Here is a 22,673-nt window from a genome sequence, read left to right as displayed (position 1 = left end):
GACGGCGTTCTCTTCAATCGAAAGCGGGCAGCCGCACGGTCACGACGACACCGCGATTGCCGGGCCCCGGCGCGAGCGACGCGCTGCCGCCGTGCGCCTGCGCGATCTCGCGGACGATCGCGAGCCCGAGGCCCGAGCCCTCGGTATCGGCCGACACGCGGTAGAACCGCTTGAAGACGTGCGGTCGCGCTTCGGCCGGGATGCCGGGGCCGTCGTCGACCACGTCGAGCACGATCGCGTCGCCGTCGCGCCGCGCGCAGACCGTCACGCAGCCGCCTGGCTGCGTGTAGCGCACCGCGTTGTCGACGAGGTTCATCACCAGCGCGGTGAGCAGGCTGTCGCTGCCCGCGACGTCGAGCCGCTCGCCGAGGTCGGCGCCGAGGTCGATGTCGCGCCGCTGCGCGAGCACGATCGTCTCTTCCAGCACGCTCGACACCACGGCTGCGAGATCGACGCGGTGGGTGAGCAAGGTCGACGGCGTCGCTTCCGCATGCGCGAGCAGCAGCAGTTTGTCGGTCACATCCGCCATCTTGCGGCTGCTGCGCTGCATGCTGTCGAGCACGGCCGCGAGTTCACGATCGTCGTTGCCGCGCTGCTGCGCGTACTGGATCTGCGTATCGAGCACCGCGATCGGCGTGCGCAACTGGTGCGCGGCATCCGCGATGAAGCGGCGCTGCGTGGCCGTATGCGTGTTCAGGCGCGCGATGCACTGGTTGATCGCGTCGACGATCGGCCGCAGCTCGTGCTGCAGCCGCTCGGGGCGGATCGGCTCCAGCTCCATCGGCCCGCGGTCGGCCACGTCGTCCTTGAGCTTCATCAGCGGACGCAGCTCGAAGGTGAGGCCGAGATAGACGAGCACCACCGCGAGCACCAGCATCAGCGACAGGCGCACAAGCTGCGGCCGCCAGATCGTCGCGACCATCGCGCCGTACGAACGCGTCGTTTTCGCGACGACCACCGTGACCGTCTCGACCTGCCCCTCGTCGTACAGCTGGCGGTCGTAGGCCACCGCGCGCAGCCGCACGCCGTCGAGCGACGTGTCATACAGCGTCGGCTCGATGCCGTGCCGCGCGGGCAGGTCGAGCGCCGGATTGCCGGTGAGCAGGCGGTCGTGGCCGTCGATCACCTTGTAGAACACCGAGTCGCCGGACGGCGATTCGAAGATTTCCAGCGCGGCGGGCGGCACGTCGGCCGCGGGCCGACCGTTGCGCCATTCGACGTCCTCGCCGATCGTGCGCGCGGACGCGACGAGCGCGCTGTCCTGCACGAGCGCGGCCGTGGTCCGCGCGGTGTCGTACGACATCGCGCCGGCGATCAGCACGAACACCGCGAGCGGCAGCAGCAGCCACCACAAGAGCCGCCCGCGCAGGCTGTGCGCCATCCTGTTGCGCTCCTTCTCCGAAATGCCGAACCGCGCCGGGGGCGCCGGCGCGGTCGGGGGTGTCATGTCAGTCGCCGATCGACGGCGTTCAGAACGCCGCGGGACGCCACTTCAGCAGCCGCTTCTCGATCCGCGTCAGCAGGTAGTCGGCGGCCAGCGCGACCACGGCCAGCACGATCATCGCCGCGAACACGCCGCTCGCATTGAACGCGCCCTGGGCGGTGGAGATTAACAGCCCGATCCCCTGCTTGGAACCCAGGAATTCGCCGACCACCGCGCCGACCAGCGCGAAGCCGAAGCTCACGTGCAGGCTCGCGAGAATCCACGAGAGCGCGGACGGGATCACGACCGACGTGGTGATCTGCCGGCGCGACGCGCCGAGGATCTGCGCGTTCGCGATCAGGTAGCGGTCGGCTTCGCGCACGCCCTGGAACGCGTTGCCGAACACGACGAAGAACACCATCACGACGGCCAGCGCGATCTTCGACGCCATCCCGAGGCCGAGCGCGATCACGAACACCGAGCCGAGCACGACGCGCGGGATCGAGTTCGCGATCTGGATGTACAGGCCGAACACGTCGGCCATCAGCTTGTTGCGGCCGAGCACGATCCCGCAGATCACGCCGGCGACCGAGCCGATCAGGAAGCCGATCGTGGTTTCCTCGAGCGTGACCCATACCTGCGTGAGCAGCGGGCCTTGCGACGTGCCGTTCACGAACCAGTCCTGGATCTGCTCGAAGATCAGCGACGGCATCGAGAAGAAGAACGGATCGATCCACTTCAGCCGCGCGGCGAGCTCCCAGCCGCCCAGCACGATCACGAGGACGGCGATCCGCAGGCCGATGATCAGTTGCCGGCGGCGGCGCAGCCGGGTTTGAGCGGCGCGCGACTCGTCCTCGAGCGTCGTCGCCGGAAGGGCGGTGGGGGGAAGCGTCATGTCGGTCATGCTCCTGTCCTTGCTGTTTCTTGCGATGGCTTGCCGTAGCCTGCCGTGCGGCGATGCGTCAGCCGATCTGCACTTCTTCGCGCAGGTCGTGCCAGATCTCCCTGGAAATTTCGATGAAGCGCGCGTCGTAGCGCACTTCCGACATGACGCGCGGGCGCGGCAGGTCGATCTCGACGACGCGCTTGAGCGTCGCGGGGCGGGCGGTCAGCACGAACACGCGGTCGGCGAGCGCGATCGCCTCTTCGAGATCGTGCGTGACGAACACGACCGAGCCCTTGTTCGCGGACCACAGCTGCAGCAGCTCGTCCTGCATCAGCGTGCGGGTCTGCATGTCGAGCGCGGAAAACGGCTCGTCCATCAGCAGGATTTCCGGCTGGTTGATGAAGGTCTGCGCGAGCGCGACGCGCTTTCTCATCCCGCCGGAGAGCTGGTGCGGGTAGTGCTTCGTGAACTTGTCGAGCCCGACCTTGCGGATCCATTCCTCGGCCTGCGCGTACGCGACGTCCTTCGAGCGGCCGCGAAACAGCGGGCCGGCCGCGACGTTGTCGATCACGTTGCGCCACGGGAACACGGCGTCCGCCTGGAACACGAAGCCGATGCGCGGGTCGATCCCGTCGACCGGGCGGCCCATCACGCGGACTTCGCCCGATGCGGGCTTGAGCAGCCCGGTGATCAGGTTCAGCGTGGTCGACTTGCCGCAGCCGGTCGGGCCGACGATCGCGATGAACTCGCCGCGCGCGACGCTCATGCTGAAGTCGCGCAGCGCGACGGTGGCCTTGCCTTCCGGCGAAATGAAGCGGCACGACACATTGCGAAACTCGATCGCCGGCGTGCTCGGGGAAACTGCCTGGTTCATCGCATTGATCCTGCGGGTGAGGAGGGCGTCGCGACGGGGCGGCGCCGGGCCGGAACGGGGAACGCACGGCGGCGGATCGCCGCCGCCGGCGCGACTGCCGAGCTCGATTACTTCGCGTTCACGAAATCGTTGGTGTAGGTGCGCGCCAGGTCGATGTGCTTGCCCTTCACCGACGGGTTGAACGCCGACAGCACCTTCAGCACGAGCGCCGGGCCGTCGGCCGGCATCTTCGCGTCGGCGGTATACATCGGCAGCGACGCCTTCAGCGCGGCCACGTACAGCGCCTTGTCCTTCTGGTAGTCGGCCGGCATCTTCGCGGCGATTTCCTCGGCGCTGTGCGTGTGGATGAACTGCATCGTCCTGGCGAACGCGTGCGCGAGCTTGGTCGCCTCCGCCTTGTGCGCATCGGCCCACGCCGACTGCACGTACAGGCTCGCGGCCGGGTAGGTGCCGCCGAGCGCGGCGCGCGTGCCTTCCAGCGTGCGCAGGTCGACCAGCACCTTCGCGTCGCCCATCTTCTCGAGTGCAGATACGGTCGGCTCGGTCGTCATCCCCGCGTCGATACGGCCCTGCTTGATCGCGGCGATGAAGCTCGCGTCGGCGCCGACCGGCAGCATCGTGTACTGCGTCGACGGCACGCCGTGCTGCAGTGCGAGGTATTGGGTGAGGAAGCTCGTCGACGAGCCGAGGCCCGTCACGCCGAGCGTCTTGCCCTTCGCGTCGGCCATCGACTTGAAGGTCGGCGCGGCCTTGGTCGACACCATCTCGACTTCGCCCGGCACCTGGCAGAGCACGGCGATCGCCTTCACGTCCTTGCCCTTGCTCTGCAGGTCGACCGTGTGGTCGTAAAAGCCCACGACACCCTGCACGGCGCCCGCGAGCAGCTCGTTCTCGGCGTCGACGCCGGCCGGCTGCGACAGCAGCTCGACGTCGAGCCCTTCGGCCTTGAAGTTGCCGAGCTCCTGCGTGAGCCGCGCGGGCAGGTAGATCAGCTTCGCGATTCCGCCGACCATGATCGTGATCTTGCCGCCGTCGTCGGCGAAAGCGGGGTGAGCGGCGAGCGCGCAGCTCAGGCTGGCTGCCACGGCGAGGGTGCGCAGGATGGGTCGCATCGGGGTCGTCTCCTTCGTTGTATTCGTATGGCGCGATGCTTGCCGCATCGTCATCACGAGTATAGGGAGGCGAAACCTTCTGCAACCTTTCGCGGGGTGGCGGTTCGTTTAGGGGTTTTCCAGCAACGGAGGGCCGGAACGGGGCGACAGGCGCCGAAGCGGGTCGACAGCGGCCGGCCGCGCGTCTAGCGCCAGCCGATCAACACCCGCCCCATCGCATCGAGCCCCATGTCGAACAGGTGCGACACGAACGGCACGAGGTTCGGGATCATCAGTTGCACGAGCAACAGCCCGACGAGCATCGTCACCGGAAAACCGACCTGGAACACGCCGATCTGCGGCGCCGCGCGGTTCAGGATGCCGAGCGCGAGGTTCGCGATCAAGAGCGCCGCGACCACCGGCAGCGCGAGCAGCAGCCCCATCTCGATCACGGTCGCGCCGAACGCGGCCAGCGTGCGCCAGCCGGGCGCGTGCAGCAGCTCGCCCGACACCGGCAGCGACTGAAACGATGCGGCGAGCGCCGCGAACACCTGCAGGTGGCCGTCCACCGCGAGGAACGCGAGCATCGCGACCGCGTTCAGGAAGCGGCCCATCGCCGGCGTCGCGCCGCTCGTGTGCGGATCGAAGAAGGTGGCGAAGCCCAGGCCCATCGAGAGCCCGATGAAGTCGCCGGCCGCTTCCACGGCCGCGAACACGATCTGCATCGTGAAGCCCATCGCGACGCCGATCAGGAATTGCGTGACGAGGATCCAGATGCCCTGCGCGGAGAACACGGTGACGTCCGGCATCGCGCCGAGCGTCGGCGCGACGACCAGCGCCATGAACGCGGCCAGGCCGATCTTCGCGCGCACCGGCACCGCCGCGTGGCCGACGACGGGCGCCGTCGCGACGAGCGCGAGCATCCGCACGAACGGCCACAGGAACGCCGTCAGCCAGCCGTTGAGCTGCGCATAGGTGACCGAGAACATCGTGGAACCGGAGCCGGCCGCGCGGCTCAGCCGACGCCGAGCGTCGCGACGTGCAGCAGCGTCTGCCGCAGGTAGTCGAGCATCGTCGTCAGCATCCACGGGCCGGCGATCACGAGCGTCGCGGCGACCGCGAGCAGCTTCGGGATGAACGACAGCGTCGCTTCGTTGATCTGCGTCGCGGCCTGGAACAGGCTCACGACGAGGCCGACCGCGAGCGCGACCAGCAGCAGCGGGGCCGCGAGCAGCAGGCCGACCATCATCGCCTGGTGCGCCAGCGTCATTACTTGTTCGGGCGTCATCGCGCGTGTTCCTCCGCTTAACTGAAGCTCTGCGCGAGCGAGCCGATCAGCAGCTGCCAGCCGTCGACCAGCACGAACAGCATCAGCTTGAACGGCAGCGACACGGTGGACGGCGACACCATCATCATCCCCATCGACATCAGCACGCTCGCGACGACCATGTCGATGATCAGGAACGGGATGAAGACCGTGAAGCCGATCTGGAAACCGGTCTTCAGCTCGCTCGTGACGAACGCGGGCACCAGCAGCGACAGCGGCACGTCCTCGGGGCCCTGCATCGGCGCGGCCTTCGAGATCTTCGCGAACAGCGCGAGATCGGTCTCGCGGGTCTGCTTCAGCATGAAGGTCTTGAACGGCGCGACGCCGCGCTGCACGGCCTGCTCCATCGGCATCGAGCCGTCGGAGAACGGCTTGTAGCCGTCGTTGTACGCGCGGTCGAGCACCGGCGACATCACGAAGAAGGTGAGGAACATCGCGAGGCCGACGAGCACCTGGTTCGGCGGCGTCGTCGCGGTGCCGAGCGCCTGGCGCAGCAGCGACAGCACGATGATGATGCGCGTGAAGCTCGTCATCATCAGCAGCATCGCCGGCAGGAACGACAGCATCGTGAGCAGCAGCATCGTCTGCACGCTCAGCGAATAGGTGGTGCCGCCGTGCGGGCCCGGGCTCGCGTTGAACGCGGGCAGGCCGTTCGCCTGCGCATACGCGAGCGCGGGGGCGAGAGCGAGGATCAGCACGGGCGCGACGCGCGCCGCGTGACGCAGGAATGCGTGTTTCATCGGAATGCGGATACTGGAAGAGGGCGCGGCGCCATGTCAGCGGTCCTTGCCGCGACCGAGGCGTTTCGCGGCTTCACCCGCGAGCGCGTCGCGAAACCGCGAGCCGAACGTGCCGGGCAGGCCCGCGTCGGACGAAGTGCCGGCGACGGACGCGTCGGCCGAGGCCGAGCCCGCGGTCGCCGTCGCGGTGGCCGCCGCCGAACCGGCCGGCAGCGTATGCAGCAATCGCACGTTGCCCGGCGCGACGCCGAGCACGAGCCAGGTGTGGCCGATCTCGACGATCGTCGCGCTTTCCTTCGCGCCGAGCCCGACGCTCGACACGACCTTCAGCGGGCCGCCGCGCCGCGCGGGCTGAAACCCGAAGCGGCGGGCGAGCCACGCGCACGCGAACACGAGGCCGATCACGACCGCGAGCCCGACGAGCGTCTGCAGCACCGCGCCGATGCCGAGCGACGGTGCGGCCGAACCGACCATCACGCTCGACGCGATCGAACCGGGGTGGTTCACCGCGTTCATGTCGGCGGCGCCGGCCGGCGCGCACGCGAGCGACGCGGCGACGGCCAGCGCCGCCGCCGCAATCGCGCGGCACGCGCGCCGGCCGGGCATCACGACGTTCATCGGTTCAGTTTCCGGATGCGTTCGGCCGGCGTGATGATGTCGGTGAGGCGAATACCGAACTTGTCGTTGACGACCACGACTTCACCCTGCGCGATCAGGCAGCCGTTCACGAGCACGTCCATCGGCTCGCCGGCCATGCCGTCGAGCTCGACGACCGACCCTTGCGCGAGTTGCAGCAGGTTGCGGATCGCGATCTTCGTGCGGCCGAGCTCCACGGTCATCTTGACCGGGATGTCGAGGATCATCTCGATGTCGTTGTGCGTCGAGCTGGCCGCGGCCTTCGACAGCGGCTGGAACACGCCGGCGCCTGTCGCGCCCGCCTGCACCGGCTGCTCGTTCTGCTCGGCGAGCGCGGCCGCCCAGTCGTCCATGCCCGGATCTTCCTCGGCCGCGGCCGGCGCCTTCGCGTCGGCGGCCGACGCCGCGAGGGCCGCATCGGCCATCGCCTGGATGTCGTCGTCGGGCGTCTGGTTCAGCTCACTCATATCCACCTTCCTTCATCGAATCGCTCGCGCCGATCATCTTCTGCACGCGCAACGCATATTGACCATTGAAAATTCCGTAGCCGCACTCCATCACCGGCACGCCGTCGACCTTCGCGGTGATCGTGTCCTCGATCTCCAGCGGCAGCACGTCGCCCGCGCGCAGGTTCAGGATCTTCTCGAACGTCGACGAGATCTCGGCGAGATTCGCGGTCAGCTCGACTTCCGCGGCCTGCACCTGCTGCGACAGCACGCGCACCCAGCGGCGGTCGACTTCGAGCGCCTCGCCCTGGATCGGCGAGCTGAGCACGTCGCGGATCGGCTCGATCATCGAGTACGGCATGCAGATGTGCAGCGTGCCGCCGGTCGGCCCGAACTCGATCGAGAACTGCGTGACGATCACGATCTCGTTCGGCGTCGCGACGTTCGCGAACTGCGTGTGCATCTCCGAGCGCACGAATTCGAATTGCAGCGGCCGCACGCTCTTCCATGCGGTCGTGTAGTGCTCGAACACGAGGTTCAGCAGCTTGCCGATGATCCGCTGCTCGGTGGCCGTGAAGTCGCGGCCCTCGACGCGCGTGTGAAAGCGCCCGTCGCCGCCGAACAGGTTGTCGACGACGAAGAACACGAGGTTCGGGTCGAACACGAACAGCGACGTGCCGCGCAGCGGCTTCACGTGCACCAGGTTCAGGTTGGTCGGGATCGGCAGGTTGCGGGTGAATTCGCTGTACTTCTGCACCTTCACCTGGCTGACGGAAATTTCCGCCGTGCGCCGCATGAAGTTGAAGATGCCGATCCGCAACAGGCGCGCGAAGCGGTCGTTGATGATCTCGAGGCCGGGCATCCGGCCGCGGACGATCCGCTCCTGCGTCGCGATGTTGTAGGGGCGGACGCCCGATGTGTCGCGCTGCTCGTCGACTGCATCGGTTTCGCCCGTGACGCCCTTGAGGAGGGCATCGACCTCCTCCTGGGACATGAACTCCTGGTGACCCATACGCGCTCCTTTCTCGGCCGCGTTACTGGACGACGAACTCGGTGAACAGGACGTCGTCGACCTTCGCGCGCTGGTTGCCCGGCTGCGTCGGCTGTTCGATCAGCTCCCGCAGCTCCGTCGCGAGCGAACGCTTGCCCTCCGGCGTCGCGAGCTCCTCGGGATGCTTGTTCGACAGCGCGAGCAGGATCCGGCTGCGGATTTCCGGCATCCGCGCGGTCAGTTGCTCCTGCGCCTTCGGATCGGTGAGCTTCAGCGACAGGCCGACGCGCAGGTAGTGCTGCGCGCCATCGTCGGACTGCAGGTTCACGGTCAGCGGGTCGAGCGGGAAGAACACCGGCGCGGCAAGCGGCGCCGGCTCGGCGGGCGCGCTCGGATGGCCGACGCCCGCCTTGTTCAGGAACACGTACATGCCGCCGGCGGCGGCGGCAGCCGCGCCCAGCGCGATGACGGCGATGAGCGCGATGCGCTTGAACTTGCCGGACGAAGCCGGCTTGTCGGCGGTCGGGGTTGCAGTCGTGGCCATGTGAATGCGTGCGTGATGTCTCGTAGCATGCATTGTTCGGCATCCGGGCCGAGGCCGATGGGCGGAAAAGAGGGGGGAATTGCGGCTATCTCAGCCGATGGCCGGCCGGGTGCCGGCTCGATGCCGCGCAGGAACGCAGAGGGGGAAAGCTCAGGCGGGGGGCGGCCGGCGGGAACCGGGCCATCAGGCGGAAAGCGCGGCAGGGCGGCCAGCGGCGCCCGCCCGCACTTCCGTCAGATCGGCAGCAGCGTGAGCAACGGCGCGATCAGCACCATCGCGACGCCCGCGATCATCATCGTCAGGCTCGATACGACGCCTTCCTCGTTGCCGATCTCTCGCGCCTTCGCGGTGCCCACGCCATGGGCGGCCGCGCCGAACAGCGCGCCGCGCGCGAGCCGCGTGCGCATCGGCACGAGCGCCAGCACCAGTTCGCCGAGCAGCATCCCGCAGATGCCGGTCGCGATCACGAACAGGGCGGTGAGATCCTTCGGCGCGTGGATCTTGTCCGACACGGCGAGCGCGAACGGCGTCGACACCGAGCGCGTCATCAGCGAGCGCTGCAGCTCGGGCGACAGGTGCAGCAGCTTCGCGAGCAGCAGCGACCCGCACACGCCCGCGGCGATCCCGACCGCGACGCCGACCGACAACGACAGCCAGTGGCGGCGGATCAGGTCACGATAGTCGTAGATCGGCACCGCGAACGCGATCGTCGCCGGGCCGAGCAGCCACATCAGCCAGCGCGTATCGCGGAAATAGACCGAATACGGGATGCCGGTCAGCAGCACGAGCAGCACCAGCACGCCCGGCACGAACACCAGCGGCGAGAACAGCAGCGTCTTCTTGTACGCGTAGAGCCGCTTCGACGCGAAATACAGCACGATCGTCAGCACGAAGCAGCCGACGGAGATCGCGGTATTCACCCGGTCGGCGGGCAGGTTCGATAGCGCGGCGAGCATGGCAGGCTCCCGCTCAGTGAGCGACGGCGCTCAGGCGCGCGCGGCGGCGCTCGGCGAACACGCGCTGCGCGGCGAGCCGGCGTTCGAGCTTCGCGGCGAGATCGACCGCGACGGCCACCGCAACCATCACGAACGCGGTGCCGGCGAGCATCACCAGCGCGATGCGCCAGCCGTCCTCGCGGAACAGCCCGCCGTACTGCACGGCCGCGACGGCGGCCGGCACGAAGAACAGCAGCATGTCGGACAAGAGCCAGTTCGCGCCGTCCTTCACCCATGCCGGGGCGACGCGGCCCGAGAACAAAAGCACGAGGAGCACCGCGAGGCCGATCACGCCGGACGGAATCGGCAGCCCGACCGTGCGCACGGCCCAGTCGACCGCCATCCACAGCACGCCGAGCGCGGTGGCCTGCAGCACGATCCGGCCCGTGTGCGCGAGGCTGCCCGAAGCGGCGGGGCGGGCGGCGGCAGTGGCGGTCGGCTTGTTCATGTCGGGCTCCATACAGATGTTTCTGTCAATGGAGCAAGTATAGGGTTTCCCCTAACCATAAATAAAATGACTTGTCTCTATCCTTGTCATTCCAATTCGGAATTCGCTTGCATTCAGCCGCACCAATCTGGGGAGTGATCGATGGAATTGCGCGCGTTGCGGTACTTCGTCGAGGTGGTTCGCCAGCAGAGCTTCACCGCGGCGGCCGACAGGCTGTTCGTCACGCAGCCGACCATCAGCAAGATGGTGAAGGCGTTGGAGGACGAGATCGGTTCGCCGCTGCTGCTGCGCGACGGCCGGCAGATGGTGCTGACCGACGCCGGGCGGATCGTGTTCCAGCGCGGCCAGGACGTGCTCGCCGCGCAGGCGCAACTGCAGTCGGAGCTGAACGATCTCGGCACGCTCGGGCGCGGCGAGCTGACGATCGGCATCCCGCCGCTCGGCGGTTCGCTGTTCACGCCGATCATCGCCGCATACAAGCAGCGCTACCCGAACATCGAGCTGAAGCTGTTCGAGCAGGGCGCACGGATGATCGAGGCCGCGCTGATGTCGGGCGAGCTGGAGCTCGGCGGGCTGCTCGAGCCGGTCGATCCGGGCACGTTCGAGCGGCTGCCGATGGTGCGCGCGCCGCTGTGGCTCGTCGCACCGCGCGAGTCGCGCTGGGAGGACCAGACGGCCGTGCCGCTGGCGGATCTCGCGCGTGAATCATTCGTGTTCTACGCGGAAAGCCTCGCGCTGCACGACGCGGTGCTCGATGCGTGCCGGCAGGCCGGCTTCACGCCGTCGATCGTGAGCCGCAGCGGCCACTGGGATTTCATGGCCGCGCTCGTGCATGCGGGCGTCGGCATCGCGCTGCTGCCCGAGCCGTATTGCCGGCGGCTCGATGCGGGCCAGTTCACGTGCCGGCCGATCGTCGAGCCGGAAATCACGTGGGCGATCGCGCTCGGCTGGCTGAAGAAGGGCTACCTGTCGCATGCGGCGCGCGCATGGCTCGACGTCGCGCGGGCGACGCTGCCGCTCGCGCCGAGCGACGATCTGGCGTTCGGGGGATTGCGGGCGAGGCAGTGAGGGCGGGGGCCGCCGGGCGATGAGGCGAACGGCGAAACGAAAAGGGCGGCCGTGATGGCCGCCCGTCGTGCCCTCAATGCCCCATCGCGGGCCCCGCGCCCTTCTTCGGCTTCGTGATCCACACGAGCGCCGCGAGTGCGACGAACACGCCCGCCGATAGATGGAAGAAGTCGTTGGTCGCCATCATGAAGCCCTGCTGCGTGACGAGCTGGTTGAGTTGCGCATTGGCCGTCTGGCCGACGATGCCGAGTTGCGCGAGCGCACCCTGGTAGTCGGTCGTGTTCTGCGCGTAGATGCTCACCGATTCCGACAGCCGCGCATGATGGTAGATCGCGTCGTTCTCCCAGAACGTCGAGCTGGCCGCGGTGCCGATCGCGCCGGACAGCGTGCGCAGGAAGTTCGACAGCCCCGACGCGCTCGCGAGCCGCTCGTCGGAGATGCTCGACAGCGTGATCGTCGTCATCGGCACGAAGAAGCACGCGACGCCGATGCCCTGCACGAGCCGCGGCAGGATCACGTGGTTGAACGGCACGTCGAGCGTAAACGTCGCGTTCCACAGCGACACGCCCGCGAACACGATGAACGCGAAACTCGCGACCATCCGCAGGTCGAGCCGGTGCATGTTGCGGCCGATCAGCGGCGACAGCACCAGCGCGAGCAGCCCGACCGGCGCGGTCGCGAGGCCGGCCTTGCCGGCCGTGTAGCCCATCACCGTCTGCAGCCATAGCGGGAAGATCACCACCGAGCCGAAGAACGCCATGAAGCCGAACGAGATGATCAGCGCGCCGAGCGCGAAGTTGCGGTCCTTGAAGAGCGACAGGTCGACCACCGGCTCCTTCTCGGTCGCCTCCCATACGAGCATGAACGCGAGCGACACGACCGCGATCAGCGCGAGCGCGACGATGAAGGTCGAGTTGAACCAGTCGCGGTCCTTGCCGAGGTCGAGCATCATCTGCAGGCACGACACGCCGATCACGAGCAGCGCGAGGCCGATCGCGTCGATCCGCTGCTTCGACGTCTTCGTCTCGCGGCCGCGCAGCAGGAAATACGCGCAGGTCGCCGAGAACACGCCGATCGGCAAGTTGATGTAGAAGATCCACGGCCACGTGTAGTTGTCGCTGATCCAGCCGCCCAGCAACGGGCCGAAGATCGGCGCGACGATCACCGTCATCGCCCATAGCCCGAGCGCGAGCCCGCGTTTCGCGGGTGGGTAGCTGCGCATCAGGATCGTCTGCGACAGCGGCACCATCGGCCCGGACACGAGGCCCTGCAGCAGCCGGAACGCGATCAGCGTCTCGAAGTTGGTCGCGAAGCCGCACAGCGCCGACGCGATCGTGAACGCGAGCACCGACAGCGTGAAGAGGCGCACCTCGCCGACCCGGCGCGCGAGCCAGCCGGTGAGTGGCACCGCGATCGCGGACGCGACCGAGTACGACGAAATCACCCACGTGCCTTCGCTCGTCGCGACGCCGAGGCTACCCGAGATGGTCGGCACCGCGACGTTCGCGATCGACGTGTCGAGCACTTCCATGAAGGTGCCGAGCGCGAGCCCGACGGTCAGCAGCGCGAGCGCGCCGCCGGTCAGCGGCGCCGGTTCGGCAGCGGGGGAGGGGGCGGATGCCGTGGTGGCGGACATCGGAATCTCCTAGACGCGGCGCGCGCGACGCGCCGGCACAACGCACGGGCGCGCGACGCAGTGCGGCCCGGCCGGGTGGAATGAAAAAGGGAAAAAGCGGAGCGGGTGCCTTGTCATCTTCTGCCCAGACAGAGAAATAAGCGAGTGTTTAACCTAGACATGGGAGCCCCGTGCGCCTCAGCAGTCGGGTTCGTCGGACTTCGGGCAGCCGGTCGAACCGGGCCCGTTGGCGATGAAGCGTTGCAGCAGGCCGGTGAGCGTCGCGAGTTCGTCGGCCGAGAAGCCTTCGAGCTGCGCGTTGAGCACGGTCGCGACCAGCGACGGCAGCGCGCGGGCGGCTTCGATGCCGCGCTCGGTCAGCGTCAGCTCGATCATCCGGCGGTCCTGCTCGCTGCGCGCCCGTGCGATCAGCCCCTTGCGTTCGAGCCGGTCGAGCATGCGCGTCATCGAGCCGCTGTCGTACGACATCTTGCGCGAGAGTTCGAACGGCGTGCGCGCGTAGCCGCGCGACAGCAGCAGGATCACGCCGATCTGCTGCGCGGTGAGGTCGAACGGCTCGAGCGCGCGATCCATCCGCTCGACGAGCGCCTGCTTCGCCTTCGACAGGTAATAGCCGAGGCTCGTTTCCAGCGCGATGTTCTCGGGATCGTAAAGGCCGCCGGTCATACGATTGCGCGCGCAGCAATAGTGCGTTTCGGATTAAAACGCGCCCAGTATCTTGAAAAATGATTGCTTAGTCAATATTATTTAAGTCAACCAGTTACGACGTGCATGTTGCACTGCCGGAGACTATGTTCTGACCGATTGGCCCGCGCTGCCGGGCACCCGAGGATGTTCGCGATGCTGTTCCTGAAAAATGCCGCCGGCGCGCTGCGCCGCAACCTGACCGATACCGCTCATCATGTGTTCTCCGGGCCGCACCGCGGCTGGAAGATCGCGCTGTACGTGACGATGCTGGTCGTGCCTGGCGGCTCGCTCGCGGCACTCGGGTTCGCCTGGTTCGATCATCGCCGGCAGCGCAACGCGAAAAATGCCGCCCGCCGCACGAGCCAGCCGGCCGCGACGGAGCCGTCGACATGGCGGGCTGCCGCCGCCGAACCCGTCCCGGTGCCCGTGCGCTGCCACTGACGCCGCAGCACTCCCGCCGCTCTCCGCACGATCCCGCCTGATCGCCGGCCGCGTCACGCGCGGCCGGTGCTGTACGTCCATTCGTACGCCCGCTTTCCCGCAAGCTGGCCGTAATGGCCGGTAAACCGGCCGGCCGCGCCGGTAACACATTCCGGCTGCCGCGCACCGTACCCTTAGGGCTGCGCAGCTTTCCCGCCGTCAGTTACCATTTGTCCGCCAGCGGCATGACGCCCGCATCGCGCGGCGCCGCTCGCCGGCCGTCACGCCCAGACAGGAAAACCACCATGCCGTACGCCTCCCTCCCGCGCGCCGTTCGCCCGCTGAGCGCCGCCGTCGCCATTGCGACGGCCGTGCTGCTCGCCGGCTGCGCCGTCGGGCCCGACTATCACCGCCCCGACACGTCGATCCCCGCCGCGTTCAAGGAAGCGCCGGCCGGCTGGAAAGTCGCGCAGCCCGCCGATCGCGCCGACCGCGGCGCGTGGTGGACGGTCTACAACGATCCGCAGCTCGATGCGCTGATCGGCAAGCTCAACGCGTCGAACCAGACCATCGCGCAATCGGCGGCCGCCTACCGGCAGGCGCGCGCGCTCGTCACCGAGGCACGCGCCGCGTATTTCCCGACCGTCGGGCTGACCGCCTCGGGCTCGCGCGCACGGACGCCGCGCACGTCGCTGTCGTCGGGTTCGTCGTCGAGTTTCGGCAGCGGGTCGACCGGGTCGATCAACAACAGCTACAGCGTCGGCCTCGACGCCAGTTGGGAACCCGACCTGTGGGGCAAGGTGAGCCGCACCGTCAGCGCGCAGCGCGCCGGCGAAGCGGCCGCCGCGGCCGACCTCGCGAACGCGCGGCTGTCGCAGCAGGCGCTGCTCGCGCAGACCTATTTCCAGTTGCGTACGTCCGATGCGCTGCAAAAGCTGCTCGACGACACCGTGAAGTCGTATGAACGCTCGCTGCAGCTCACGCAGAACCAGTACGCGCAGGGCGTCGCCGCGCGCGCCGACGTGATCCAGGCGCAAACGCAGCTGCAGAGCGCGCAGGCCGCGCAGATCGACAACGGCGTCGCTCGCGCGCAGTACGAGCATGCGATCGCGACGCTGATCGGCGAGCCCGCGTCGACCTTCTCGCTGCCGCCGAATCCGCTCGCGGCCGAGCCGCCGGTCACGCCGGTCGACGTGCCGTCCGCGATCCTCGAGCGCCGGCCCGACGTCGCGGCGGCCGAGCGCCGCGCGGCGGCCGCGAACGAGCAGATCGGCGTCGCGATCGCCGCGTTCTTCCCGACGCTCACGCTGTCGGCCTCCGGCGGCTTCCAGAGCTCGGTGTGGTCGCAGCTGTTTACGCTCCCGGCGCGCTTCTGGACGGTCGGCCCGCAACTCGCGGCCACGCTGTTCGACGCAGGTCTGCGCGCCGCGCAGACCGATGCCGCGCGCGCCACCTACGACCAGGACGTCGCCGCCTATCGCCTCGCGGTGCTCACCGCGTTCCAGGACGTCGAGGACAATCTCGCGTCGCAGCGCATTCTCGCGCAGGAAATCGACGTGCAGCGGCAGGCCGTCGACAGCGCCGAGCACTCGCTCGCGATCGTCACGAATCAGTACAAGGCCGGCACGGTCGCATATCTGAACGTGCTGACCGCGCAGACCACCGCGTTCACCGCGCAGCAGAAGCTCGCGACGATCGCCGGGCAGCGGATGGTGTCGTCGGTCGGCCTCGTGAAGGCGCTCGGCGGCGGCTGGAACGTATCGGAGATGGCGCGCGAGAACGGCGACATGGCGGCGCCGGCGCCTTTGCCGGCGTCCGGTGCGGCCGCGCCCGCGGCTACCGCACCGTCGGTCGCCTCGCCGCTCGCGCAGAAGTAGGAAGGGAAGCCGGCGACGCGCGCGTTCAGAATCAGCGCTGCGCGTCGCCGAAGATCAGCGACACCTGGTTGTTGCCGATCGGGTGGCCGAGCAGGTTCAGCAGCCCGGCGAGGTTCGCCTGCTGCTCCGGCGCCGCATGCGCGGTCCCGCGGAACGATCCCTGGCCCGGGCCGAAGCTGCCGTGCCCGTCGAGGAACAGCGGGCCCTGCGTCGTCGACAGGTCGAGATCGGCGCCCGCGCCCTTCGCCTGCAATACCGCACGGTACGAACCGAGCGGCTTCACGCGCGACACGCGCGAACTCATCGAATCGATCGTCACCGTCAGCTGGCCGAACGCGTTGTTGCCGATGAGCCGCCAGTCGCTCCAGCCGAGCCGCACGTCGCCCTGCAGGTCGAGCGTGTTGAACGGCGTGCCGAGCCCGGTGAGCAGCGACGCAGGCACGGCCATCGTGCCCGCCGACAGCACCGCGCCGCGCCACGTCGCATCGAGCGTGACCGCATCGGGCATCGCTTCGGTCTGCCGCATGCGCATCTGCACACGCCCGGTCAGCAACGGCCAGAAGCGCGTGGTCCATTCGACCCGGCCCGGCAGCAGCGTCGCCGCGCTCTGGTCGGCGCCCGGCGCGAGCATCAACGTGCCGGAGCCGTGCCACAGCGACCCGTCCGGATCGGCGAGATTCACGTGGCCGCCGGTCGCACGCGCGAACTGCGGCGCGATCCACGCGGCCGGCGCGAGCGCGACGAGCGTCACCGCCGTCGCCAGGCCGCCTGCCAGCACCCACGGCAACACGGTGACGAGCCGTCTCACCCACGGCCGCATCGGCCGGCCTTCGTTTGCGTCATCCACTGCCGTCATCTATTTCTGGACGGAAGGTTGCATCACGGCCGTCAGGTCCACCTGGCCGTCTTCCTTCAGCGCCGTCGCATGCGCTTCGCCGACCTGCACCTTGAACTGCCGGCGCGCATCGTCGAGCCACTGGGTCCATGCCGGGAACGACACGTTCTTCATCTGGATCTGCACGCCGTTGCCGACGATCTGCACCTGCGCGCCCTGCAGCCCGTGATCGGACAGCGACGCGGTCAGCGCATCCTTCAGCGCGAGGCCGGTCGGCGCGACACCCTGCGCGGCGGCGGCCAGCGACTTCGCTTCGTTCGCCTGCGCGGTCATCTGCGCGAGTTCGTGACGCATCGCCGGCAGCTCGCGCTGAATCCGCGCGCGGCCTTCCTGCGCGGGCGACCACAGCACCGAATACGCGATCGCGACCGCCAGCACGGCGCCGCCCCAACCGAGCAGCGTCTTCTCGCGCGGCGTGCGCTCGCCCCAGAACTGGGCCAGCGTCTGGTTCAGTTGTTCGGTTTTCATGAGCGGCTCCGGATCGTCCATTTGCCCGTGTTGCTGTCGACTTCGCCGGACAGTCCGTTACGCGCGAGGCGCTGCGTGAAATCGGGATCGACCTTGACTTCCGGCTTGAAGCCGACGTCGAGCCGCCGGTCGTGATAGTCGAGCGACGCGATGCCGTTCAGCGGCAGCGCGCCCATCGAGCGCGACAAGCCGCTCGACAGCGCGAGGAAATCGTTCGGCGACAGCTCGCCGGCCGCGAGCCGAAGCTGGTCGAGCTGGCGCTGCATCTGCGCGGGCGGATCAAGCACGGTGGTCGTCTTCGGGAAGGCAGACAGCAGCGTCTCGGTGATCTGCGCGGACAGCGCATCGCGCTCGCGCGACAGCTTCCACCAGTGCAGGTTCATCCCGATCACCGCGACGCCGAGCGTCGCCGCGGCCAGCGCGATCGGCACGCGCAGGCGCTTTACCGTCGCGCGGTCGAAGCGCCACGGCTGCGATTCGAATTCGAACTGGCATAGATCGAATGGCTCGGTCAGCGCCCGGCGCGCGAACGTGTCGAACGACAGCGGCGCGGCGCCCGGCAGCAGCGGCGCGTCGGTGCGGCCGACCGACGCGAGCCGCGGCTCCGCGCCCGGTTCGCCGAGTTCGTACAGTTCGACGTCGCCGCCGCCCGCGAGCGCGGCCAGCGTGCCGGCCGCGCGCGACGCGGGCGCCGCGAAGCCTTCGCCGAGCGCGCCGCGCGCGACCGCCAGCTCGAGGCGCGGCGCCCCGGCCGCGGCCGGCAGCGCGCCGGCTTCGACGAGCACCGGTTCGACCGCCGTCGCGAGTCCGAGCACCGCGGCGACCGTCGGCGGGCGGGCAGGCGGCTCGGTGACGCCGGCGACGAGCGCGGCCGCGTCGGTAGCCTGGCCGTCGGCCGGCACGGCGGAGGCCGCTTCGGCCGATGCACGCGGCGCCGGCAGGCAGCGGGTCGCGGGCACCGCGCTCAGGTGCCGGTGGCCGGCCGCGGTGAACGCGTCGCAGATCGTGCGGAACCATGCGCGGTCGACGACGGCCAGTACGCGGCGCCCGTCGGGCAGCGCGGCCGGATCGAGCGCGATGTGGCAGCCGAGCGGATCCTGGATCAGCTGATCCTCGACGATGTTGGGCAGCGCCTGGCGCAGCTTCGGCCCCTTCAGCGGCGGCACGGTCGCGGCCAGCAGCAGCACGTCGCGCGCGGCGACGATCAGCACCGTCGCGTTCGCGCGCGGCAGCAGCGCGAGCGCGGCGCGGCCCGCGCGCTGCACCTGGCCGGCCTTGTCGACGAGCGTGAACGGCAGCTCGGGCCACTGCCATTCCTGCAACGGCACGGCAGGCTCGCGCGGCGGCAAAGAAACAATCAACGTGCTCACAAGAGCTCCTCTCCCGATTGGCGTCGTTATAGCTGGTCGCGGATGCGCACGACCCGCGTCGAGTGCGTGGTCGGATCACGATACACGAGCGAGGTGCGGTCGACCTCCGCGCGTTCGTGCTGAATCCGGCCATGCACGATGAAATAGCTCGAATTGACGTCGACGAGGCTCGAGTCGATCGTCACGTTCGGCGGCGCGCCGGCGCCGCGCAGCGCGAGCTGCACGTCGCCCACGTTGCGGAAAAACACCGTCTCGCGGCGCGACACGAGCGCCTGCGCGGACGACACGCTCATCCCCGGTATCAGCGCGGCGATCACTTCGGCCGGCGCGGTGTTCATGTTCACGGGCGTCGTGGTCGGCAGCACCGTGACGAACGGGCGCAGCCGCGCGACCATCTCCGGCGTCACGCCGTCGACGTCGAGCAGGCTGTCGACGCGCGTCATCATCAGCGGCGCGGGCCCGCGGTCGCCGCCGGCCATGCCAGGATCGTCGGTGAAGCCGCTGCCCTGCAGGTCGCCGCTCGTCACCGGCGCGGTCGCGGCGTTCGCCGCGGTACCGCCGCCGCCGGGCAGGTTCGGCATCTGGAACCGCGTGGCCGAATGCAGCAGCCCCGCGCGCACCTGTAGCGCGATGCGCTTCGCGAATGCACTGTCGTAGCCGAGCGTCGTCAGCAGGCGCTGGAACGCCTGCATCTGCGTGACGTTCAGCTGCAGCACGCCGGGCGCCGGCGACGACACGAGGTTGCGCAGGTTGAACTTCGCCTGCGCGTCCTCGATCGAGCCGGAGAGGTAGGTATCGTCGCCGCCCGCTTCGTTGGGCGCGCCGATCCGGCCGAGGAAATCCGACAGCTTCGTCTTCGCGATCGGCACGCCCCAGATCCCGCCGAGATAGGTGATGCCGGGCGCCGTGTCTCCTTCCGAGCGCAGGATCATCCGGGTCCAGTCGAGCGCGCCGCGCGCGACCCACTGCGCCTGTGCGATCACGCGCTGGTTCTCGATGCGGCGGATCTGCACCTGCTGGCGCCACAGCATCCCCGACACGAGGATCGCCGACAGCGCGACCACGAGCAGCGCGGTGATGATCGCGGCGCCGCGCTGGCGGCGGGCAGGCATTCGACGGAAAGGGCGCGCGCGCATCGTCATTCCCCGACGAGGAAGATGCGCGTGACCGGCACGCGCAGCGACGTCGCGCCGATGCTGACCTGCAGCCCGGTCACCGCACGCGCCGGCGGCGCGTTGCCGATCTGCGGCACCTTCAGCGCGTCGTTGTTCTGCGCGAGCGCGTCGTCGGCCGTCTGCAGGTTGGTGGTCCAGCCCACGCGCGGCACGTACAGCTTCGCGTCGATCGCGCCGACACCGCCCATCAGCGCGACCCAGCTCCAGCCTTCGACGCTGCTGTCCTTCAGCAGGGTGCGCAGCCGGTTCGTGTCGTCGATCGGCGGCGATGCGTAGCGCACGACGCGCCCGCCGGCGATCCGGTAGCGGACCACCTGCAGCCGCGGCGCGACGCCCGGCACGTCGAGTTCGCGCACGATCTGCAGCGTATTGCCGGCGACGCCGATCGCCGGCTGGCCGGCCTCGTCGTCGGTCGCGGCGAGCCGCGCGTCGATGCGCATCTGGTCGAACATCTGCGCGAACACGCGCTCGTCTTCCATCGCGGCGGCGACCTTGTCGCGACCGCGCATGATCTGGTCGAGCCCCCGCCACGCGAGGATCGCCACCACCGCGAGGATCGCGATCGCGATCATCAGCTCGATCAGCGTGAAGCCGCGGGCAGCGCGGGACGAGGGGGCGGACGGGCGTCGCATCGGCGCGTCAGAGCGGACGGCTGGTTTCATTCGCGACCACCGTCACCATCTGCGCGAGCACGCCGGCGCGGCCGGGCATGCTCACCGAGATCCGCACGCGCCGGAACACCGGATTCGGCGTGGTGCTCACGCGCTGCGTGCAGACGAGCTGCACGTTGCCTTGCGAGCAGTCGAAACTCTGTTCGCCGACTTCCGGCCACGCATGCGTGAGCCGCAGCTGCGCGAGCGCATTGTCGGCGCTCCAGCCGGCGAGCAGCCGGCGATGCAGCTCGGACGCGTTGGTCGCCATCGTGCCGACCGCGCGGATCGACGCGGCGAGCGCGACCGCGATGATCGCGAGCGCGACCAGCACCTCGATCATCGTGAAGCCGCGGGCGGAAGAAACGGGGAAGGGCAGGCGACGACGCATCGTCATTGCACCTCGTAGCGGCCGTTGCCGGTGCCGACGATCGTCGCGCTGCCGGCGGCCGAATGCAGCGTCACGCGCACCGGCGTGTCGATGCTCTCGGTGCCGAACACGACGCGGCTCGCGCGCGTGTCCGACCCCGGGTAATCGATGTCGGCGCCGGTGACGCCGCCGTCCCAGTCGCGCGGACGCAGCAGGTCGTCGCGCAGCGTGCGCCAGCCGTCGGGCGAGCTCACGTCGAACTGGAAACCGTGCGCGGTCGGCTGCCATGCGATCGGCCGCGCGCGCACCTGCGCTTCGTCGCCGGCCGTCTCGAACAGCAGCGCGATACGCTGCGCTTCCTCGCGCAGGTCGGTGCGCGGATTGCGCGTCAGCGACAGCGACGCGAGCGACACGAGCAGCCCCGCGATCACCAGCACGACCAGCATTTCGAGCAGCGTGAAGCCGCGCGCGCGACGCCGCACCGCGCCGCGGCGCACGCGGCAATCGCGGCCGCAGCGGGAGGTCGTGCGAATGGCGAGCATGAAGAACGGGAATGAAACGTCGGGCCGATCAGCGCCGGCTTATTGCCACGAGCCGATGTCGGTATCGTTGCCGTCGCCGCCTTCCTTGCCGTCGGCGCCGTAGCTGAACACGTCGATCTCGCCGTGCACGCCCGGGTTCAGGTACTTGTACCCGTTGCCCCACGGATCGTTCGGCAGGCGCTCGAGATAGCCGCCGTCCTTCCAGTTGTTCGGGATCGGATCGGTGGTCGGCTTCTGGATCAGCGAATTCAGGCCCTGCTCCTGGGTCGGATAGCGGCCGTTGTCCAGACGGTACAGCTTGAGCGCCTGCATGATCGTGCCGATGTCCTGCTTCGCGGCGATGCGGCGCGCCTCGTCCGGGCGGCTCATGATCTTCGGCACGATCAGCGCCGCGAGGATCCCGAGGATCGCGACCACCACCATGATCTCGATCAGCGTGAAACCGCGCTGACGACGCACGGCCGCGTTGCGGCGAGTGATCCACGTTTGCATGACTGACTACCTCTTTCCAAAAAATGTCGTCGATTGAGTGACGCACCCGGCGCACCGGACGATTGCCTGACAGCAACCTTCCGGACCGGCGGGCGCGGAGCACGCATTGTAAGGCGCGCATCGCCGAGGGCTTTCACCCAACGCAAATTTCATATACATCCGTACAATAGCGCGCATGAACGCGCTCTCGATCCGGATCCTTTCCCTCGCCCTCTTCGCGGGTTTGTGCGCGACGGCCACCTACTGGGTCGTCACGCTGTCGGCCCGCGAAGCGCCGCTGCCCGCCGCCGCCGCACGGCTGCCGATCCGTACCGAGGACGCCGCGGCGCTCTTCGGCGGCCAGCTCGACAAGAATCCCGTCCAGGACATCCACCTGTTCGGCATTCTCGCGCTCGACCACGGCGGCGCCGCGATCGTCAGCGTCGGCGGCGAACCGCCGCGCGCCGTGTCGCTCGGCGCGGAGGTCACGTCCGGCGCGAAGCTCGCCGAAGTCCGTCCACGCTCGATCATCGTCGACCGCAACGGCGCCCGCGCCGAAATCCAGCTCCCGGCGAACACGCCGTCCCCCGCGATCTACATGCGCTGAACGGCGGCGGCCCGGCACGCGGAATCGGGCCGCTCC

27 protein-coding genes are annotated in these 22,673 nt (G+C 69.0%); 4 read left to right on the top strand and 23 right to left on the bottom strand.

Annotated features, from left to right (window positions below; translation table 11 throughout):
* Window positions 1-13 precede the first annotated feature (13 nt).
* From HWX07_RS00580 to HWX07_RS00520, 13 genes are all read right to left on the bottom strand, one after another.
* Window positions 14-1,381 (bottom strand): sensor histidine kinase, encoded by a 1,368-nt coding sequence (locus HWX07_RS00580; protein ID WP_012327569.1) that lies wholly within the window; start codon window positions 1,379-1,381, stop codon window positions 14-16.
* A gap of 88 nt (window positions 1,382-1,469) precedes the next feature.
* Window positions 1,470-2,327, bottom strand: coding sequence for an ABC transporter permease (locus HWX07_RS00575; protein WP_085966429.1), 858 nt, complete (start codon window positions 2,325-2,327; stop codon window positions 1,470-1,472).
* Between the two features lie 58 nt (window positions 2,328-2,385).
* Window positions 2,386-3,183 carry an ABC transporter ATP-binding protein gene (locus HWX07_RS00570; protein ID WP_012327571.1) on the bottom strand — a complete coding sequence of 266 codons (798 nt, stop codon included), beginning with the start codon at window positions 3,181-3,183 and terminating at the stop codon, window positions 2,386-2,388.
* Window positions 3,184-3,290: 107 nt separating this feature from the next.
* Entirely contained in the window at window positions 3,291-4,295 is a 1,005-nt protein-coding gene (locus HWX07_RS00565) for an ABC transporter substrate-binding protein (RefSeq protein WP_053525967.1), read from the bottom strand.
* A gap of 185 nt (window positions 4,296-4,480) precedes the next feature.
* On the bottom strand, window positions 4,481-5,263 hold the full coding sequence (fliR, locus tag HWX07_RS00560) for a flagellar biosynthetic protein FliR (protein ID WP_175874744.1): 783 nt from the start codon (window positions 5,261-5,263) through the stop codon (window positions 4,481-4,483).
* Window positions 5,264-5,289: 26 nt separating this feature from the next.
* Complete coding sequence (fliQ, locus tag HWX07_RS00555) at window positions 5,290-5,562, bottom strand: flagellar biosynthesis protein FliQ (protein WP_006491272.1); 273 nt, start codon at window positions 5,560-5,562, stop codon at window positions 5,290-5,292.
* Between the two features lie 17 nt (window positions 5,563-5,579).
* A complete protein-coding gene (gene fliP, locus HWX07_RS00550; protein WP_175874743.1) occupies window positions 5,580-6,341 on the bottom strand; it encodes a flagellar type III secretion system pore protein FliP in 762 nt (253 codons plus the stop codon).
* A gap of 36 nt (window positions 6,342-6,377) precedes the next feature.
* Window positions 6,378-6,959, bottom strand: coding sequence for a flagellar biosynthetic protein FliO (gene fliO / locus HWX07_RS00545; protein WP_175874742.1), 582 nt, complete (start codon window positions 6,957-6,959; stop codon window positions 6,378-6,380).
* Window positions 6,956-7,444 carry a flagellar motor switch protein FliN gene (gene fliN / locus HWX07_RS00540; RefSeq protein ID WP_011544466.1) on the bottom strand — a complete coding sequence of 163 codons (489 nt, stop codon included), beginning with the start codon at window positions 7,442-7,444 and terminating at the stop codon, window positions 6,956-6,958. Before fliN ends, fliO begins: the two co-directional genes overlap by 4 nt.
* Window positions 7,437-8,435, bottom strand: coding sequence for a flagellar motor switch protein FliM (gene fliM, locus HWX07_RS00535; RefSeq protein ID WP_006477232.1), 999 nt, complete (start codon window positions 8,433-8,435; stop codon window positions 7,437-7,439). Before fliM ends, fliN begins: the two co-directional genes overlap by 8 nt.
* Window positions 8,436-8,457: 22 nt before the next feature.
* On the bottom strand, window positions 8,458-8,958 hold the full coding sequence (fliL, locus tag HWX07_RS00530) for a flagellar basal body-associated protein FliL (protein ID WP_023477391.1): 501 nt from the start codon (window positions 8,956-8,958) through the stop codon (window positions 8,458-8,460).
* Window positions 8,959-9,191: 233 nt separating this feature from the next.
* A complete protein-coding gene (locus HWX07_RS00525; RefSeq protein WP_011544465.1) occupies window positions 9,192-9,914 on the bottom strand; it encodes an LrgB family protein in 723 nt (240 codons plus the stop codon).
* A gap of 13 nt (window positions 9,915-9,927) precedes the next feature.
* On the bottom strand, window positions 9,928-10,401 hold the full coding sequence (locus HWX07_RS00520; RefSeq protein ID WP_012327575.1) for a CidA/LrgA family protein: 474 nt from the start codon (window positions 10,399-10,401) through the stop codon (window positions 9,928-9,930).
* A gap of 141 nt (window positions 10,402-10,542) precedes the next feature.
* Between HWX07_RS00520 and HWX07_RS00515 the strand changes: the two genes are divergently transcribed.
* Window positions 10,543-11,469 carry a LysR family transcriptional regulator gene (locus tag HWX07_RS00515; RefSeq protein ID WP_175874741.1) on the top strand — a complete coding sequence of 309 codons (927 nt, stop codon included), beginning with the start codon at window positions 10,543-10,545 and terminating at the stop codon, window positions 11,467-11,469.
* 73 nt (window positions 11,470-11,542) lie between these two features.
* On the opposite strand, the gene HWX07_RS00510 is transcribed toward HWX07_RS00515, so the two are convergent.
* The gene (locus HWX07_RS00510; protein ID WP_011544461.1) at window positions 11,543-13,105 is read right to left on the bottom strand and encodes a DHA2 family efflux MFS transporter permease subunit; all 1,563 of its coding nucleotides are present in this window, start codon (window positions 13,103-13,105) and stop codon (window positions 11,543-11,545) included.
* Window positions 13,106-13,282: 177 nt separating this feature from the next.
* The gene (locus HWX07_RS00505; protein WP_175874740.1) at window positions 13,283-13,771 is read right to left on the bottom strand and encodes a MarR family transcriptional regulator; all 489 of its coding nucleotides are present in this window, start codon (window positions 13,769-13,771) and stop codon (window positions 13,283-13,285) included.
* A 174-nt stretch (window positions 13,772-13,945) separates the two neighbouring features.
* On the opposite strand from HWX07_RS00505, the gene HWX07_RS00500 reads away from it, so the two are divergent.
* Entirely contained in the window at window positions 13,946-14,233 is a 288-nt protein-coding gene (locus tag HWX07_RS00500) for a multidrug ABC transporter ATPase (protein ID WP_011544459.1), read from the top strand.
* 284 nt (window positions 14,234-14,517) lie between these two features.
* Complete coding sequence (locus tag HWX07_RS00495; RefSeq protein ID WP_175874739.1) at window positions 14,518-16,089, top strand: efflux transporter outer membrane subunit; 1,572 nt, start codon at window positions 14,518-14,520, stop codon at window positions 16,087-16,089.
* Between the two features lie 31 nt (window positions 16,090-16,120).
* Here HWX07_RS00495 and HWX07_RS00490 read toward each other — a convergent pair whose 3' ends face one another.
* From HWX07_RS00490 to gspG, 8 genes are read right to left on the bottom strand one after another with little or no spacing between them, the layout of a single operon-like run.
* Complete coding sequence (locus tag HWX07_RS00490) at window positions 16,121-16,909, bottom strand: type II secretion system protein N (protein ID WP_012327580.1); 789 nt, start codon at window positions 16,907-16,909, stop codon at window positions 16,121-16,123.
* A 36-nt stretch (window positions 16,910-16,945) separates the two neighbouring features.
* Entirely contained in the window at window positions 16,946-17,452 is a 507-nt protein-coding gene (locus tag HWX07_RS00485; RefSeq protein ID WP_054928223.1) for a type II secretion system protein M, read from the bottom strand.
* A complete protein-coding gene (gene gspL, locus HWX07_RS00480; protein WP_175874738.1) occupies window positions 17,449-18,822 on the bottom strand; it encodes a type II secretion system protein GspL in 1,374 nt (457 codons plus the stop codon). Before gspL ends, HWX07_RS00485 begins: the two co-directional genes overlap by 4 nt.
* Before the next feature lie 26 nt (window positions 18,823-18,848).
* A complete protein-coding gene (gene gspK / locus HWX07_RS00475; RefSeq protein WP_175874737.1) occupies window positions 18,849-19,958 on the bottom strand; it encodes a type II secretion system minor pseudopilin GspK in 1,110 nt (369 codons plus the stop codon).
* Window positions 19,959-19,960: 2 nt separating this feature from the next.
* Window positions 19,961-20,659: a prepilin-type N-terminal cleavage/methylation domain-containing protein gene (locus tag HWX07_RS00470; RefSeq protein ID WP_175874736.1), complete on the bottom strand. Its 699-nt coding sequence runs from the start codon at window positions 20,657-20,659 to the stop codon at window positions 19,961-19,963.
* Window positions 20,637-21,038: a type II secretion system minor pseudopilin GspI gene (gene gspI / locus HWX07_RS00465; RefSeq protein WP_011544452.1), complete on the bottom strand. Its 402-nt coding sequence runs from the start codon at window positions 21,036-21,038 to the stop codon at window positions 20,637-20,639. Before gspI ends, HWX07_RS00470 begins: the two co-directional genes overlap by 23 nt.
* A gap of 2 nt (window positions 21,039-21,040) precedes the next feature.
* On the bottom strand, window positions 21,041-21,559 hold the full coding sequence (locus tag HWX07_RS00460; RefSeq protein WP_175874735.1) for a GspH/FimT family pseudopilin: 519 nt from the start codon (window positions 21,557-21,559) through the stop codon (window positions 21,041-21,043).
* 39 nt (window positions 21,560-21,598) lie between these two features.
* Window positions 21,599-22,051: a type II secretion system major pseudopilin GspG gene (gspG, locus tag HWX07_RS00455; RefSeq protein ID WP_006477246.1), complete on the bottom strand. Its 453-nt coding sequence runs from the start codon at window positions 22,049-22,051 to the stop codon at window positions 21,599-21,601.
* A gap of 175 nt (window positions 22,052-22,226) precedes the next feature.
* Between gspG and HWX07_RS00450 the strand changes: the two genes are divergently transcribed.
* Window positions 22,227-22,637 (top strand): type II secretion system protein N, encoded by a 411-nt coding sequence (locus HWX07_RS00450; protein ID WP_175874734.1) that lies wholly within the window; start codon window positions 22,227-22,229, stop codon window positions 22,635-22,637.
* Window positions 22,638-22,673 lie beyond the last annotated feature (36 nt).

It is taken from the genome of Burkholderia sp. BCC0097 (assembly GCF_902832985.1).
In the GTDB taxonomy this organism is placed as follows: Bacteria; Pseudomonadota; Gammaproteobacteria; order Burkholderiales; family Burkholderiaceae; genus Burkholderia; species Burkholderia orbicola.
Note: the sequence above shows the minus strand (reverse complement) of the source record. Positions and strands in the feature narration are given on the sequence as shown.

Excerpts from the sequence above, each read along its gene's own strand:
- HWX07_RS00580 (WP_012327569.1), bottom strand. The coding sequence starts at position 1,381 with ATGGCGCACAGCCTGCGCGGGCGGCTCTTGTGGTGGCTGCTGCTGCCG.
- HWX07_RS00575 (WP_085966429.1), bottom strand. The coding sequence starts at position 2,327 with ATGACCGACATGACGCTTCCCCCCACCGCCCTTCCGGCGACGACGCTC.
- HWX07_RS00570 (WP_012327571.1), bottom strand. The coding sequence starts at position 3,183 with ATGAACCAGGCAGTTTCCCCGAGCACGCCGGCGATCGAGTTTCGCAAT.
- HWX07_RS00565 (WP_053525967.1), bottom strand. The coding sequence starts at position 4,295 with ATGCGACCCATCCTGCGCACCCTCGCCGTGGCAGCCAGCCTGAGCTGC.
- fliR (WP_175874744.1), bottom strand. The coding sequence starts at position 5,263 with ATGTTCTCGGTCACCTATGCGCAGCTCAACGGCTGGCTGACGGCGTTC.
- fliQ (WP_006491272.1), bottom strand. The coding sequence starts at position 5,562 with ATGACGCCCGAACAAGTAATGACGCTGGCGCACCAGGCGATGATGGTC.
- fliP (WP_175874743.1), bottom strand. The coding sequence starts at position 6,341 with ATGAAACACGCATTCCTGCGTCACGCGGCGCGCGTCGCGCCCGTGCTG.
- fliO (WP_175874742.1), bottom strand. The coding sequence starts at position 6,959 with ATGAACGTCGTGATGCCCGGCCGGCGCGCGTGCCGCGCGATTGCGGCG.
- fliN (WP_011544466.1), bottom strand. The coding sequence starts at position 7,444 with ATGAGTGAGCTGAACCAGACGCCCGACGACGACATCCAGGCGATGGCC.
- fliM (WP_006477232.1), bottom strand. The coding sequence starts at position 8,435 with ATGGGTCACCAGGAGTTCATGTCCCAGGAGGAGGTCGATGCCCTCCTC.
- fliL (WP_023477391.1), bottom strand. The coding sequence starts at position 8,958 with ATGGCCACGACTGCAACCCCGACCGCCGACAAGCCGGCTTCGTCCGGC.
- HWX07_RS00525 (WP_011544465.1), bottom strand. The coding sequence starts at position 9,914 with ATGCTCGCCGCGCTATCGAACCTGCCCGCCGACCGGGTGAATACCGCG.
- HWX07_RS00520 (WP_012327575.1), bottom strand. The coding sequence starts at position 10,401 with ATGAACAAGCCGACCGCCACTGCCGCCGCCCGCCCCGCCGCTTCGGGC.
- HWX07_RS00515 (WP_175874741.1), top strand. The coding sequence starts at position 10,543 with ATGGAATTGCGCGCGTTGCGGTACTTCGTCGAGGTGGTTCGCCAGCAG.
- HWX07_RS00510 (WP_011544461.1), bottom strand. The coding sequence starts at position 13,105 with ATGTCCGCCACCACGGCATCCGCCCCCTCCCCCGCTGCCGAACCGGCG.
- HWX07_RS00505 (WP_175874740.1), bottom strand. The coding sequence starts at position 13,771 with ATGACCGGCGGCCTTTACGATCCCGAGAACATCGCGCTGGAAACGAGC.
- HWX07_RS00500 (WP_011544459.1), top strand. The coding sequence starts at position 13,946 with ATGCTGTTCCTGAAAAATGCCGCCGGCGCGCTGCGCCGCAACCTGACC.
- HWX07_RS00495 (WP_175874739.1), top strand. The coding sequence starts at position 14,518 with ATGCCGTACGCCTCCCTCCCGCGCGCCGTTCGCCCGCTGAGCGCCGCC.
- HWX07_RS00490 (WP_012327580.1), bottom strand. The coding sequence starts at position 16,909 with ATGCGGCCGTGGGTGAGACGGCTCGTCACCGTGTTGCCGTGGGTGCTG.
- HWX07_RS00485 (WP_054928223.1), bottom strand. The coding sequence starts at position 17,452 with ATGAAAACCGAACAACTGAACCAGACGCTGGCCCAGTTCTGGGGCGAG.
- gspK (WP_175874737.1), bottom strand. The coding sequence starts at position 19,958 with ATGCGCGCGCGCCCTTTCCGTCGAATGCCTGCCCGCCGCCAGCGCGGC.
- HWX07_RS00470 (WP_175874736.1), bottom strand. The coding sequence starts at position 20,659 with ATGAAACCAGCCGTCCGCTCTGACGCGCCGATGCGACGCCCGTCCGCC.
- gspI (WP_011544452.1), bottom strand. The coding sequence starts at position 21,038 with ATGCGTCGTCGCCTGCCCTTCCCCGTTTCTTCCGCCCGCGGCTTCACG.
- HWX07_RS00460 (WP_175874735.1), bottom strand. The coding sequence starts at position 21,559 with ATGCTCGCCATTCGCACGACCTCCCGCTGCGGCCGCGATTGCCGCGTG.
- gspG (WP_006477246.1), bottom strand. The coding sequence starts at position 22,051 with ATGCAAACGTGGATCACTCGCCGCAACGCGGCCGTGCGTCGTCAGCGC.
- HWX07_RS00450 (WP_175874734.1), top strand. The coding sequence starts at position 22,227 with ATGAACGCGCTCTCGATCCGGATCCTTTCCCTCGCCCTCTTCGCGGGT.